The sequence below is a fragment of the Mesorhizobium sp. WSM4841 genome (assembly GCF_055811515.1).
In genome coordinates, this window is the sequence record NZ_JBVVQC010000027.1 from 88,304 (window position 1) to 102,406 (window position 14,103).

At 59.3% G+C, this 14,103-nt stretch carries 12 protein-coding genes and 2 pseudogenes; 10 read left to right on the forward strand and 4 right to left on the reverse strand.

All coding sequences use genetic code 11. The features are described from left to right. Positions 1 to 144: 144 nt before the first annotated feature. Entirely contained in the window at positions 145 to 987 is an 843-nt protein-coding gene (locus AC0L14_RS25900) for a 2OG-Fe(II)-dependent halogenase WelO5 family protein (protein ID WP_473751174.1), read from the reverse strand. After that, positions 977 to 2,236: a diaminobutyrate--2-oxoglutarate transaminase gene (ectB, locus tag AC0L14_RS25905; RefSeq protein WP_473751175.1), complete on the reverse strand. Its 1,260-nt coding sequence runs from the start codon at positions 2,234 to 2,236 to the stop codon at positions 977 to 979. Before ectB ends, AC0L14_RS25900 begins: the two co-directional genes overlap by 11 nt. Before the next feature lie 986 nt (positions 2,237 to 3,222). Here ectB and AC0L14_RS25910 point away from each other — a divergent pair. The 7 genes from AC0L14_RS25910 to AC0L14_RS25940 all read left to right on the forward strand — a co-directional run bounded on the left by AC0L14_RS25910 (position 3,223) and on the right by AC0L14_RS25940 (position 7,921). Continuing rightward, positions 3,223 to 3,543: a HesB/IscA family protein gene (locus AC0L14_RS25910; protein WP_473751176.1), complete on the forward strand. Its 321-nt coding sequence runs from the start codon at positions 3,223 to 3,225 to the stop codon at positions 3,541 to 3,543. Between the two features lie 26 nt (positions 3,544 to 3,569). Then, positions 3,570 to 4,031 (forward strand): iron-sulfur cluster assembly scaffold protein, encoded by a 462-nt coding sequence (locus AC0L14_RS25915; RefSeq protein WP_473751177.1) that lies wholly within the window; start codon positions 3,570 to 3,572, stop codon positions 4,029 to 4,031. A gap of 224 nt (positions 4,032 to 4,255) precedes the next feature. Further along, on the forward strand, positions 4,256 to 4,891 hold the full coding sequence (gene queE / locus AC0L14_RS25920) for a 7-carboxy-7-deazaguanine synthase (RefSeq protein WP_473751178.1): 636 nt from the start codon (positions 4,256 to 4,258) through the stop codon (positions 4,889 to 4,891). Continuing rightward, positions 4,888 to 5,241 (forward strand): 6-carboxytetrahydropterin synthase QueD, encoded by a 354-nt coding sequence (gene queD / locus AC0L14_RS25925; RefSeq protein WP_473751179.1) that lies wholly within the window; start codon positions 4,888 to 4,890, stop codon positions 5,239 to 5,241. The genes queE and queD overlap by 4 nt, the downstream gene beginning before the upstream one ends. A 4-nt stretch (positions 5,242 to 5,245) precedes the next feature. Then, complete coding sequence (gene queC / locus AC0L14_RS25930) at positions 5,246 to 5,983, forward strand: 7-cyano-7-deazaguanine synthase QueC (protein ID WP_473751180.1); 738 nt, start codon at positions 5,246 to 5,248, stop codon at positions 5,981 to 5,983. Beyond that, complete coding sequence (locus AC0L14_RS25935; protein WP_473751181.1) at positions 5,980 to 6,549, forward strand: hypothetical protein; 570 nt, start codon at positions 5,980 to 5,982, stop codon at positions 6,547 to 6,549. The genes queC and AC0L14_RS25935 overlap by 4 nt, the downstream gene beginning before the upstream one ends. Positions 6,550 to 6,880: 331 nt before the next feature. After that, complete coding sequence (locus tag AC0L14_RS25940) at positions 6,881 to 7,921, forward strand: LacI family DNA-binding transcriptional regulator (protein WP_473751182.1); 1,041 nt, start codon at positions 6,881 to 6,883, stop codon at positions 7,919 to 7,921. Between the two features lie 385 nt (positions 7,922 to 8,306). On the opposite strand, the pseudogene AC0L14_RS25945 reads toward AC0L14_RS25940, so the two are convergent. Next, positions 8,307 to 9,742: pseudogene (locus AC0L14_RS25945) on the reverse strand (IS701 family transposase). Between the two features lie 933 nt (positions 9,743 to 10,675). Here AC0L14_RS25945 and AC0L14_RS25950 point away from each other — a divergent pair. Continuing rightward, entirely contained in the window at positions 10,676 to 10,942 is a 267-nt protein-coding gene (locus tag AC0L14_RS25950) for a hypothetical protein (protein WP_473751194.1), read from the forward strand. 438 nt (positions 10,943 to 11,380) lie between these two features. Here the strand turns inward: AC0L14_RS25950 and AC0L14_RS25955 are convergent, their stop codons facing one another. Beyond that, the gene (locus AC0L14_RS25955; protein ID WP_473751183.1) at positions 11,381 to 11,584 is read right to left on the reverse strand and encodes a hypothetical protein; all 204 of its coding nucleotides are present in this window, start codon (positions 11,582 to 11,584) and stop codon (positions 11,381 to 11,383) included. Between the two features lie 341 nt (positions 11,585 to 11,925). On the opposite strand from AC0L14_RS25955, the gene istA reads away from it, so the two are divergent. Then, positions 11,926 to 13,212: an IS21 family transposase gene (gene istA, locus AC0L14_RS25960; RefSeq protein ID WP_473751184.1), complete on the forward strand. Its 1,287-nt coding sequence runs from the start codon at positions 11,926 to 11,928 to the stop codon at positions 13,210 to 13,212. Further along, a pseudogene (istB, locus tag AC0L14_RS25965) lies at positions 13,212 to 13,958 on the forward strand (IS21-like element ISSme2 family helper ATPase IstB); the annotation flags it as partial. The gene istA and the pseudogene istB, both read left to right, overlap by 1 nt. Between the last annotated feature and the right edge of the window lie 145 nt (positions 13,959 to 14,103).

A 14,103-nucleotide genomic window follows, 5' to 3' on the forward strand; every position in this document is an offset into this window, starting at 1 on the left:
ATCGTAGCGCACAAGACCGCTTGAGAGCTTTGCTAAAGTTCTTATCGGTTGTGGATGGACCGTAGGTCGGGTCGCTCAGTGCTCGTCTACGTGGTTGACGCTTAACTGGCGGCGGAAGCTGGTCAGTTGCTTCGACAGCGAACATTAGGTCCACCAGAGAACAAGATCCGGTCGCGCAAAACCGAAAAAGCAATTCAGCAGTACGCGACGCTTTCCATTGCCTGATTGACCAGTGACCCCATGAACGAAACCGCCGTCAAGTAGCGCGATATCCCCGGCCTTGAGCTGGATTTCGCGACTAGGCACGGCCTCGAGATAAGCTGCGGAGTAGGGATATCCCGTGGTCTCCACACCCTGCGACTTTCGATCTGCGATTGTCGGCTTGTGACTCCACAGCCTCAAGTTTCCACCTTCCTCAGGCATGCTGGGATAAAAGTTGAGTGCTGCGACGGTGTTGTGGGCCACCGCAGAAAGCTCGTAATCGTTCCCAGCACGTAACACTTGAGCGACATCGTCGTGGGGGTCCAAGGAAAATGTGCCGCTTCCGGTCCAACTGAGAGCCCGACAAACGTTCGCCTGACCGTGTTCTGAGCGCGCCAGCCGCAATTCAATGCCTTGGTTGTGAAGCTCGCGCTTCAACGCGTCGAATAAGGCTCGGACCGGGTCAACTAAACTGCCAAAAAGGGCTTCGACATGCGGTCGCGCAGTTTCAGCCTCTGCGAAATAGGTGGCTGCATCCTTCCTGTAGTGGGATGCGCCGACATATTGTCCGGGGACACCATCTTTGCGCTCGTTGAGACCGGGACTGCCAAAAAACTTCGCGGTGATCTCCTCGGCTATTTCGGTGCTGAAAGCTTGCTTGATGTGCAGAGCCGTGATCTCACCTTTCAGGACTGAGATGATCTCCGCAGTGCTGATTGAGCCAGTTCGTTCTTTGATCGTAAGAGGCGAGATGGACGGCGTTTGACGTGCTTGGTTAGTCGCCATTTGTTTTCTCCTGTAGTGCCTGATCGAGGATGGCAATGCCGTGATCAAGTTCGTCATCTGAGATGGTTATCGGCGGAAGGACTTTGATGACGTCGCGATTTGGCCCCGAGGATTCGATCAGCAGGCCGTTTTCGAACGCGACATCGTGCACACGGCCAACAACGGCCTGTGATCGGCACTTGAGGCCGGTCATCAGACCACGGCCGCGCTTTTGTTCGATGCACTTGGGGAATTTCGCAACGAGGCGATCAAGGTGTTCTTGCAGTTTAACGGCCGTCCGCTCGACGGCTGTAGTAAACTGCCTATCGGACCACATTGTGCACATGGCCGCGGAAGTCACGAAGGCGAGATTGTTACCTCTGAAGGTTCCGCTATGTTCTCCCGGATTCCATATGTCCATGTCGGGGCGAATCAGAACTATGGACAACGGATTACCTGAACCGCTTAGCGATTTCGAAAGACACACGATGTCGGGCTCGATTTTCGCGAACTCGAACGAGAAGAAATCGCCCGTTCGTCCCGAACCTGCCTGAATGTCATCGACGATGAAAACAACGTCGTGCTTACGGCAAATGCGCTGAATTTCTGAGAGCCAAGGTGCGGATGCGGTGTTCATGCCGCCTTCTGCCTGGATGGGCTCCAGGATGATTGCGGCCGGCTTTTCTATCCCGCTGCCTGGGTCGCCCAACACGTGATCAATGTAACTCGCGGAATCGAAAGTTTGGTTCGGATAGTTCTCGTAAGGGACACGGATCACATCGTGGCGAGCAACGCCGCCAAGCTGTCTGGTTGACGCTGAACCCGACACCGCTAAGGAGCCGAGCGACATGCCGTGGTACGAATTTGTGAAGGCCATGACACTCGAGCGGCCTGTATATTTTCGCGCCAGCGCCAACGCCGCTTCGTTAGCGTTTGTCCCGGTCGGCCCAGGAAACTGTATCTTGTAAGAAAGGCCCCGGGGCTTCAGGATTGACTCGACAAACACTTCGATGAAATCACGCTTTGCAGCTGTATACATATCAAGCGACAAAACAATATTTTTATCCGCGAGATATTGAATTGCCGGTTCAATAATATCCGGGTTGTTATGACCGTAGTTGAGCGCGCCTGACCCTACAAGGAAATCAATATAAGGCTTTCCGGACTCGTCCCAGATTGTCGCCCCCAGCGACTTTTTAAAGACCGTTGGAAACGATCGTCCATAGCGACGAACGTTAGACTCATAAGTTTCGAACATGTCGATATCCATTAAAAGACCTCTCTGTATGCGTCTTTCGATCAACGCTGCAGGTTCTATGTTCACGCATTCCAAACGATTGAGTTAGATGATTAGCTACGGCCAATCTCGGACTTAAAGCGAACGTATCATGGTCAGCGACTTGCATTCGCAAAGAGTCTGTAAACTTGTTTGACGAATCTGTTGCAGCGCTTTGAGCATCGATAACGTGGCAGCACCCGTCTTTGCCAGCAACGCTATCGGTGGCGTTGTTGGCGAGGGGACTGACGCACCGCACCGGTTTTTCCAGCATGACTGCAACCACGCTGCTTGTATTTCTCTACCTCGGCCGTGACGGGATCCTTGCCGACGAGTGGCTGTGACAAATAGCGATTTCTCTCCTTCGATGTGACGGCGAGACCGGTGCTCGCCGAGTTTCGTTTTGGAACGCGGACGAGCGAGACCGCGATTCGCGACAGAACTGGAACTGACCGCGGCCTCTAATCGTGGCCGTGGCCGCCGTGGCGGTGATTGCGCTGTTCCCTGAGCGGCGCGCTGGCCTACCTCCTGGCTTCACGGCATTTACAATGCCTCAGTCGGCCCTTGCGAGGTGACGGCCGCACTGTGGGCCACGGGCCGTGCACGCGAGTGGTGTTTGGCACCCACGAGCTGACGCGGACGGCGCCTGCTTCGAGAAGGCGCGATCGAAGCGGTTATCGACAACCCCGGTGTTCGCCACCGCACTGTGTGGTGACGACGGCGCGGCTTTAGGAGCGCAGCACGACTAAGAGTTCCCAACCGACCACATTCATATGATCGAAAACGCTGGCTCAGGCGACGACACTAGCGATGTGTCCAATGCCGCTTCTGCACGCAAGGGTCACTCTGTCCGACATCCGACAATTGTTGGATGTGAGACAGGGCGCCAAATCCGCTAACCAATGGCTTCAATTGAATTTTCCTCTCTGGCACGTTCTGTGCAGCATGGCTTGCGAACGCATCAGCAAGAAAATAGTGCCATGATCACACTCACTGAAAACGCCGTCGCCGCCGTCAAGGTCGCGCTTTCTCGCGCCGACGAATCGGCGGAAGGCTTTCGCATCATGGTCGAGACGGGCGGCTGCGCCGGCCTCAAATACTTGATGGGTCTGGAAAGCCTCTCGCGCGAGGGCGATGCGATCATGGAGACGAACGGGGTCAAGGTGTTCGTCGACGCAAACTCCCAGCCCCATGTCGCCGGCATGACCGTTGACTTCGTCACGGACCTGGAGTCCTCGGGCTTTGTCTTCGACAATCCCAACGCGCGGGACAAATGCGCCTGCGGCAAGTCGTTCGGCTAGCCGCCATCACGACAAGGATCGGCGCCATGCGGGAGGACACCGACAACGTCTACCTCTTCGGCGACAAGATCTATTTCATCAACGCGAACAATGTCGGCGCTTTGGACATCCCCAATGCGGCCGGCGAGGTCGGCGCCGTCGCCTGCGGCGGTGGGCTTAAATTGACGATGGGTTTCGACCGTAAGACGCAAACGATCACCGCCGCAACGTTCCAGACCTTCGGCCGCGGCTCGGCCATAACCGCTTCCTCGGCGTTTAACGAATTCATCGTCGGCAAGACCATCGATGAAGCCCTTCAGATCACCGATCAGGACATAGCGGGTTTTTTCGGCGCCCTGCCGCCGCACATGACATCCTCATCGCTCGACCGCCTCATCCTGGAGCGCGGCTTACGGCTGATGAGCGAGTTCTTCCGTGCTGTGAGGCAGGCTTTCGAGGAGACACCAGGATTCTCACGCCTCGTCCTCGTCAAGGCATCATCGCCATGAGCGACGTGATCAAACCATTTCTCGTAGTGATAGGCTTCGAGGAACCAGAGACCCTTCCCCGCAACCTTTCCCCACTGAACCCTAATTCTGTGTGGAGTTCGGCCGAAAGCGGGTCTCGACGGTGGAGCGAGTTGCAAAACGTGCAGTGCGGCATTTCCCACCTTTTGCTGCGTCTCGTAAGCCAGCAGAGGCGCTCCCTTGTTCGGCGGAAGGTCGCGTAAGCAATGCCATATGCGGTCAAGGAAATTTTCTACACCCTTCAAGGTGAAGGACGAAATGCCGGGCGGGCTGCCGTATTTTGTCGTTTCGCCGGCTGTAACCTTTGGTCGGGACGTGAAGGCGACCGGGCAAGAGCATTCTGCGGATTCTGCGACACCGATTTCGTTGGGGTAGATGGCCCCGGTGGCGGACATTTTGCCACCGCACAAGAGCTTGCGTTGGCGGTCGAGCAAGCCTGGCGCGGGTCGGGAACTGGGCAGCGGCTTGTCGTGCTCACCGGAGGGGAACCCCTCCTCCAGATCGATGAAGAACTCCTGGAAGCGCTGCATTCTTTGGCGTTTGAAATTGCCGTAGAAACCAACGGCACCATTCCCACACTCGCCGGCATCGACTGGCTGTGTGTCAGTCCGAAATGCAATGCACGGCTCGTGGTCACGGCAGGGGACGAGCTAAAGCTTGTATATCCTCAGATTGGCGCGGAGCCCGAACATTTCGAAGTTCTCGCGTTTGAGCACCTTTTGCTTCAGCCGATGGATGGGCCCGAGCGCGAGGCGAATACGACCGCCGCAGTGGCCTATTGTCTTGCCAACCCACGTTGGCGCTTGAGCCTTCAAACCCACAAACTTCTCGGGATCCCATGAAAATTACGCAAGCTTTCACCTTCGAGGCAGCGCACTGTCTTCCGCGGGTGCCAGAAACCCACCGCTGTCACCGCATGCATGGCCACTCATACCGTGTGGAACTGCGTCTGGAAGGGCCCGTCGATCCAGACACGGGCTTTGTCATCGATTTCTTCGATGTCGAGGCTGTGTTCGGACCGCTTCTGCAACGTCTCGACCATCAGTATCTGAATGAGGTTGAGGGTCTCGACAATCCGACAGCGGAAAACATTGCGGTCTGGATCTGGAATCAAACCAAGCCGCTTCTTGGCCAAATGTGCTCGGTAACAGTCTATGAGACACCGCTGTGCTGGGCTGAATACGAGGGTTGACCCGATGCAACGAGATCCGGGAACCGCACTCGTCCTTTTCTCCGGCGGCCAGGATTCGACAACCTGCCTGGCCTGGGCGCTGGAGAACTTCGAGCGCGTCGAGACAATCGGCTTCGACTATGGGCAGCGGCACCGGATCGAGCTCGATGTGCGGCCCTACCTGCTCGGGCGCATTAGAAAAGACTTTCCGGCCTGGCGTGGGCGACTGGGCGAGGACCACATGATTGATATGGCCGTGCTCGGCAAAATCAGTGATACCGCGCTCACGCGCGATGTCGAGATCGCACTGAACGCGAACGGTCTAACAAATACCTTCGTGCCTGGCCGCAATCTTCTGTTCCTCGGCTTTGCGGCCGCGATAGCTTACCGGGTGGGCGCGAAACACCTCGTGATCGGCGTGTCCGAGACGGATCGTTTCAGCTACCCGGATTGTCGAGATGACGCAGTTAAGGCGATGCAACTTGCCCTGAACCTTGGAATGGAGACGCGTTTCGTCATTCACACACCCCTCATGCAGCTCGACAAGGCGCAGACCTGGGCGCTGGCGGATTGGCTGGGCAGCGAGGCGCTGGTGAAGCTCATCTGCGAGGGAAGCCACACCTGCTATAGCGGAGACCGCGAACATAGACATAGCTGGGGTTTCGGTTGCGGGACCTGCATCGAGTGTAATCTTCGCGCAGCAGGATGGGAGCAATTCCGATCCTGCAAAGAGACACCCGTGACCGCCCATGAAATGACGTGAGTGCCAAGATCCACGCCGACGGTGGCAATCTGTCCGTAGATCGTTTTCTTCTCTTTGTGGTGTTCAGCACGACCAGAGTACGCGGCTTCGATACCGTTTCGAAGGGCTGTTCCATACCATCGACCTTTGCCGTTCGCGTGGTGCTGCTTTTTGGCAGCATTATGGCGAGCAGGTTGCGGTTGCTATCCTTGATCCCGGTCGGATTGACCGTGGAGCGTACTGCCAAGAAAAAGGAGAGCTTGTGGTTTCGACGAGAGGCAGTTGATGCCCGAGCCTGCCCTTATGTGGAGGATCGTCCATGCAGTCCGTCACCAGCATGGCCGCACCATTGGCATATTGAAGCGACGAATGACGACCTCATCGGCAATCGATGCCGGTGTCTGCGTAAGCCGACACGGGCGCTGGCGCCTGCGGCGAAGCGATGTTGCGGATATCCCTCCCTTGGCCTGCCTCGGCCCAACCAAAGGATTTCTGAAAAGCGCGTTCGAGCTGGCAATGCTCGTGCGTCCAGTGAATGCTCGCGCCGCCTTGATGGCGATCCTCACAGCCTCAGTGTCGATGTTTGACGAAATGGATTTGCTCGACCGCCGGAAGTCAGGATGGCGAAAGTGTTGTTGAGGTCCCGAAAGCGCTGTCCGTTGAGGTCAGCCAGATTGGCGCCTTCGCGTTGCAGCGCGCCGCGCGGCTTCGGATCGCACGCCGCTGCGCGCGCGGCTCGAGGAAAACGGGCGGCTGCGGGCGAACAATCTGGCCGATTGGGCGTCAGGCGGCGCGGAGATTTCTTGCAACATGTCAGGCCTCTCCTCGAAGGATCCGGAGACCTACGCCTCTTTCGCCACTGACATGGCATTTGCACTTGGAAGACGTCATTCACGAATTGCATATGGGAGGGGGCTAATGAACAGGCCAACGATCGCGGATCTGGCGAGAGCCGCGGGCGTAAGTGTTTCCACGGTCAATAGGCTTTTGCACGGATCTGGCACACTGCGACCGCAGACGGCGGACCTCATCTTAAGCGCAGCGCAGCAGATCGGCTGCCACAGTTCGGGGCCGCTGCACGAACGCAGGCGGGACAATCTCCCGGATCGGCACTTGAGCTTTCTCATGCAGCAATCGCACCGGCCGCTCTGTCAGATCTGGGCCGAGGCGCTTCTCAGTGCCTGCGCGCGACGCACCGATGCGGTTATTAAGCCAGACGTGCTCTTCGAGGACGACCCTTCCCCAGAAGCGGTCGCTGCCAATCTGCTCAAGATAGGCGAAAGCGCCGATGCAATCGCTGTGATCTCCGCCGATCACCCGCTCGTCGGCCAGGCGATTGACGAGTTGCGCGTCAAGGGCGTTCCGGTGATCGCCTACGTGACCAACCTGTCCGCCGCCAGCCGAGCCGGCTTTGTGGGAACCGACAACTGGGAGGCCGGCCGCACCGCCGCATGGTTTATCAGCCAGACGTCCGGTCGGCCCGGTAAGGTCTTTCCTCTCATCGGCAGCAACCGTTATCAGTTCCAAGACATCTCGGATGCGAGCTTTCGCTCCTGCATGCGCGAGCACGCGCCTGAGTTCCACGTCAGCGAAACGCTCCTGACCCATGAGGCGCCGAAGAACGCCTATGCAGTCGTTCGCAGGCTGATAGCGGAGGAATCGGAGCTCAGGGGCATCTTCGTCAATGGCGGCGGCATTTCCGGCGTCCTGCAGGCCATGCGCGAGCTCGCTGTGGAGCATCAGTGTAAAATCCGGATCGTCTGCCGCGACATCGGGCCCGAGACACGCAAGGGATTGAGCGAAGGCTTGATTACTGCTTCCTTGTGCCATCCCGTCGACAGGATGCCTGAAGAACTTATCGATGTGATGCTGCGCATGATCGAACGCACAGACACACGGTTAATCGAACAGCGGATTGTTCCGTTCGAGATCCTCACGCCAGAGAGCATTTGGACCTAAGAATCGGAAGAGCCAACGTCGTCCAGATAAGGTCATCATACCGCTGCGACGCGGCGTCGCTTCCTGTAGGAAAACTGGGGCGCAAAGGGCAGTTCGCATGATCCTCGTATGCACCGAAATAGGCCAGGACAACGAGGAGATGGAAATCTCCGAGGAAGACGATCCTGTCGAGAGCTGGACCCATGCTTTGCGCCAATGATTAGGCTGCTTCTGCGGCCGTCCGTACCGATTTGCGCGGCTTGTGGCGCGCCACAACTCCACCTTATAGCCACAACTCCACCTTGTGATCGAGTCGATCGAGGCTGCGCAGGAGGCGGTCTATAGAGAACTTGCCTGTTCGCCGACTATGGCCGCGTATGGGCTGTTTCATAGCAAGCATTTAATCTTACTGCGTCATAAATTGCTGACCTGACGTGGACTGTCCATGGCCCTTGTGCAACACGGACATCGTTGCAGACGGTTGGCCAGGGCCACGGTCAGGCGTCGCCTGATGGTCGGGATCGAGGTCGGGACATGCCGCTCTGGTCGGATCGGAGGATCCGCGGGGTCGATAACCGCCGGGAAGACCAGGTGTTTGGCGGCCCTGGACGCGAGTTGGAGTTGAGGGGGGAATCGTCTCCCGCAGAGAGACCAGGAAGCCATAGGCGGCGATGCAGAGGCTGGCGTGGTGGTGGAAGCCCCGCCACCCTCGGCCTTCGTAGTGGCCCAGTCCCAGTTCCTGCTTGAGCTCCTGATAGTCTCGCTCGATGCGCCAACGCAGCTTGGCGGCGTCGACCAGCTGGGTGATCGTAGCGTCGGCCGGCAAGGTGGAGAGCCAATACTTGCTCGGCTCGACCTCGCCTTCAGGCCACTCGATCAGGAGCCACTCTTCGGCGTGAGCCTCGGGCCGATTGTAGTCCCTGGAGGCCGGCCGCAAGCGCACGGCGGCGAAGCGGGAATTGAGCTCGGTGTTGGTTCCTTCACGCCAGGCGATCGTGCGCCAGGTCTCGGCGTCGAACTCCTCGGCCAGGGCCTTGGCCGAGATCGGCTTGTGATCGTCGGTTCGGCCGACCCGAGACGGCGGCCGGCCTCTTCCGCTCCAAGGCTTGGGCGGCAGCGGACTCTCGCCTGGACGCCAGACGCTGAGGGTCGGCTGAACGCCCACAACATAGGTCAGATCGAGCTCGGACAGGCCCGCGCGGAAACCGCCGTCGGCGCCATATCCGGCGTCGGCCAGAACAACGCCGGGCGCGACGCCCTCGGCCTTGGCCGTCTTGATCTGCTCGAGCGCGATCTGCGGCTTGGTCTGGAGCGTGATCTCTGCGGGAATCTTGGCCTTCTTGCGTTGTTCCGGATTCTCCGCCCAGATGTGCGGGAGATACAATTGATAGGCGATCGGAAGCGAGGCTGCGTCATTGGCGATCGATAGGCTAACCGCAATCTGACAGTTGTCCTGCTTGCCCAACTGGCCGCAATACTGACGCGCTACGCCCACCGAGTGTTTGCCCTTCTTGGGAAAGCCCGTGTCGTCGACGATCCACGCCCGGATCGGTCCACACTGCTCGATCCGTGGAAGGACCCAGTCGCGAACCCGTGCCAGCAAGGCCGCGTCCGACCACGGCGCCTGTCCCACGAAATGCAGCAGAGACTGATGCTTGGCCGCCACCCGCGACGGCGCCGTGACGGCCGCCAACGGCTCCACGCTCTTGCGCTCAATCGGCATCAGAAGTCCGAGACAGTAATCCTTCAGCGGCTCAGCGCGGTCGGCGTGGCCGATCACCCCCTCAAGGCATCGACATAGGCGTCGAACGCCGCTTCACTCTCCGTCGTCCAGTTGGCCATGGCGCGCTTCCCTGATCACGAATCAGCACGCTAACAAATCCGCGACAAGCGCGAATCCCCCGCATCCGCGACTTTCTGACTCAGTAAGATTAAGCCGATTTTGCTTGAGTGAGGTGCCGACGCATAATGGTGGCGCGGATCTCGCGGGCGAGCTTGGCTTTCCGCAAATCCTCTTCGGGATTGTCAAAGCCCAATCCGCAGACACGTTACCGTTGGTCATTGGCCGGTGATGTCTTCGGTCATGACTTTGTTCGTTTCTTATAGTTTTCGCGATAGTGCGTCTCGGTCGCCTTCAATCGCGCCTTAACGAGATCGATTTCGCGAGATCGATTTCGCACTTGGGCTCTCCTGCCTTTCTTCTGGAAGCAAGGATCTAAGACCACACCAGCGAAGCGACGGTATGGATGGCGCGACAAGTATCCCCATCTAATTCGACGGCCACCTCAAGGATGCTTCGGCGGCCAAATCCCTTGAGGGCTTTGACCGCCGGATGCTGCTCGCCCTTCTGGGGCATCGCTGATTGCGACACCCATCACGCACGGACATCGACCAATTCTGACGCCGCTCAGCCACTGAAAAAAAGATTCGGGTCAAACAGCCGTTTTTGCCAAGTGATCATATTTTCGTATGAACGCATTTTGGATCGAACGGTCCGTTCCAGCTCGGCGCAAAACCGTCTCAGATACCCGTCGATCGCGCTCTGCAAATCCGCCCAGTAGAGCACTTGGGCGCTGCTAAATAATGAGCCCAGTTTTGCTTTTTGAGAAGATATCCCTCTTGCTTGGCCGCGGCGGATATCCCGGTAAAAATTGGCTCAGTGCACCGCGCTTAGCGCTCGCTGGGCGGAGCTAGTCCGGGTTGCGAAGCCCGGCGAGCGCGGATCGTCTTGGGCGAACGGGGTGATCACGCGCGGTTCTTGAAGCGTCAGGATTCATGTCCGATTTCGATGATCTCGCAACAGTGTGTAAGACGATCGAGCAGTGCGGTCGTTGTCCCATTGAAGAAGGGGCCGCGGCCGCCGTCGCGGATGAGCGCCCGGGCGACGGCAATGGCCAGATGCGACTTCCCGTTCCGGGCCACCAATCAGCACGCCATCGGACAAACGCTATCAAGGGCATCTCAACCGCCGGGCGGCGGCGAAGAGGGGAAGAGGTGATGGAACGCAAGCTTGATGACGTGATCGCAGCCCTCCCTGAGTAGCGTCGGGAGCGTGTCGACGCACGTCTCGAAGAGCTAAGGACGGAGGTCGAGAGCCTCGGCGAGCTGCGCCGTGCGGCTGGCCCAGGCAGAGATCGCCTTGACCCTCAAGCTCAAGCAGCCCTCGGTCTCGAAGATCGAGAAGCGGGCCGATATGTATCTGTCGACACTCAAGGGGTACATAGAGGCGATCGGGGGGACAACCCGACCTCATCGTCGCCTCCCCTTCGCGCGCGCCCCTCTATAGCGCGGCGATCTGGGAGAGACCTCGTATTGCCTCACCGAGGAATGCTCCCGAGCAACGCTGCCGTTGCCTCACCCCTCGGTATAGAGCGGGTCGGCGATATATATAGCACCCAACCGCTCTCCACATGTAATGCTCAGCGCAAGGTGGACGAACCCGCCCGAAGGCCACGCGGGCCGGCTGAACGCGCCTTTTGGTCACAGACTGCCGAAGGGGACGACGGTCTCGTCGACGCTCGCAATAGGTATGAGCAATCCCTCGTTGAGCCGGATACCGACCTGCCCGCTGTCACGCTTGCGGGCGTTCGCGGGGGACCCCTCTTCCCTCGCCATGCTGGCCCAGTTCACCGCCACGCTGGGGTGTCCGACGATGTGCTGCCCAACGACGACCAGATCGATCACGCTTGGTCACAGCTTCCATACCTGATCAAGTAGATGCCTCCGCGCCTGCGCGACATCTTCGGTGGTTACAATTTATCAAATTTAAGGCGATCATCGTCGCGCCGCAAAATGACAACAAACGTTAAACGGCCATGTCTGCTGCCTTCTTATGCGGCTCCAGGACACATTGAACAGGCAAATACTGGCAAGCCTGTCAGCGCCACGACACACGTCGTGGCGGCAGTTAACAGCCCACTGCAGTTTCCCAACGGCCTTCGGACAAACTTGGTGTCGGGCGAAATGAGAAATTGACCCCCAGACGAAACGAAGAACTGACCCCTCGTTTTTGAGAGGATCAGTAGATGCACGATGAATTTCCATCGAAGCTCGCGTTGTCGAAAACGGTGCGGGTTGAGGAGATGCGGTCGGGGGAAGAAGTTTCAGCAATGGTGCGACTGCATGGGATTGGCTGGGGAGCGAAACGAATCGCGCAGGAGTTTGGGTGCGCGCGCAATACGGTTCGTCGCTACCTTCGCGAAGGCGGCGTTGTTGCCTATCGTCAGCCCCGGCGTCGAACAGCCTTTGATGGCCTGGAGGATTGGCTTCGGGAGCGGTTTTTCCGCCATGAAGGCAACGCGGACGTCATTCGCCAGGAGCTGGCGAGCGAACATGGGATTGTGATCGGGCTTCGCTCGGTGGAGCTGAGGGTGAAGTGCTGGCGCCGGGAATTAAAGGCGCAGAAGCGGGCGACGGTCCGCTTCGAGACAGCGCCCGGTCATCAGATGCAGATCGACTTTGGCGATACTGGGGTCTGGATCGGCGGCGAGCGGGTGCGGATCCATGTGTTTGTCGCCACGCTTGGCTATTCGCGCCGGATGCATGTCCGGGCTTCGCAGAGGCAGCGTCAGGCGGACTGGTTCGAAGGGATGGAAGGCGCTTTTCTGCGGTTCGGCGGCGTTCCCGCGGAAGTGCTGATCGACAATGCGAAGGCGCTGGTCGAACACCATGATGCGGTGACGCGAGAGGTCCGATTCAACACGCGACTGCATGCGTTCGCCCGGTACTGGGGCTTCACGCCGCGGGCCTGTGCTCCCTATCGGGCACGCACGAAGGGAAAAGACGAACGCGGCGTCGGCTACGTCAAGAAGAACGCAATCGCCGGGCGTCGGTTCGAGAACTGGGCTGCATTCGAGGCGCATCTGGACCGCTGGACGCGGGAGGTCGCCGACCAGCGTGAACACGGCACCACCGGCGTTGCGCCAGCGGAACGCTTTGCCGAAGAAGCCAAGGCGCTGCGCCCTCTGGCAGACCGTGCCCCATTCGGGCAATTGCGGGATCTGGTCCGCAAGGTCCAGGCTGACTGCGCGATCGATCTCGACACGAACAGCTACTCCGTGCCCTGGCGCCTGATCGGTGAGAGCGTCCAGGTCGTGGTTTTGGCCGGCCGCGTGATTATCCGCCATGCGGGCCAGGTCGTCGCAGACCACGCCCTTTGCCGTGGGCGACGACAACGGATCGTGGATCGCGCTCATTTTGTCGGTGTAGCCGGCTTCGAAGGGCCGGTGCGTGCAACTCCCATTGATGTCGCTCCAGCCGCCTTGCTGCGACCGCTCGCGGAATACGAGGCGGTTGTTGGAGGGGCCTGGTGATGACGACCGTTGATCATGACGTGCTCATCGCAACGCTCGATCGGCTGAAGCTGACGGCGATCCGTGACCAACTCGATACGCTGCTGGACGAAGCTGCCCGTTCGAAGATGACCTTGCGGGAAGCCTTGGCCTTCCTGGTGTCGCGCGAGATCGCCCGTCGCGACGAGCGGCGCATCTCCATGTCGAGCAAGCTCGCCCAGTTCCCGTTCGTGCGCGAACTCGACGGCTTCGACTTCGATGCCCAGCCTTCACTCGATCAGGGCCAGATCAGGGAACTCGCGACCTGCCGCTGGATCGCACACGGCGACACAGTCCTGTTCCTCGGACCGCCCGGAACGGGCAAGACTCATCTTGCCGTGAGCCTCGGCCGCGAGGCGATCCGCCAGAACTACAATGTGCAGTTCGTCACGGCAGCGACGCTGGTGGCGATGCTGGCCAAGGCACATGCCGATGGCTCTCTGGACAAACAGTTGACGACCTTGTCGCGGCCGAAATTATTGATCATCGACGAGCTGGGCTATTTGCCCTTCGAGGCCAATGCCGCACACTTGTTCTTCCAACTGGTGTCGCGGCGCTACGAGAAGGGATCGATTCTGATCACTTCCAATCGTTCTGTGGGCGAATGGGGAAGTGTTTTTGGCGACCCCGTTGTGGCCACGGCGATCCTGGATCGCCTGCTTCATCACTCAACGGTGATCACCATCCGCGGTGACAGCTATCGGCTCCGCGAAAAGCGCCCGGGGGGGGCGGGGGCGCCCGGCCGGGCCGGGCCCGGCACCCCCCCCCCCCGCCCCCCCCGCGGGGGGGGGGGCGGCGGGGGGGGGGGGGGGGGGGGGGCGGCGGCGGCCCCCCCCGCCGAGCGGTTGCATGGCGTCAGGCTCGAATGGTGCA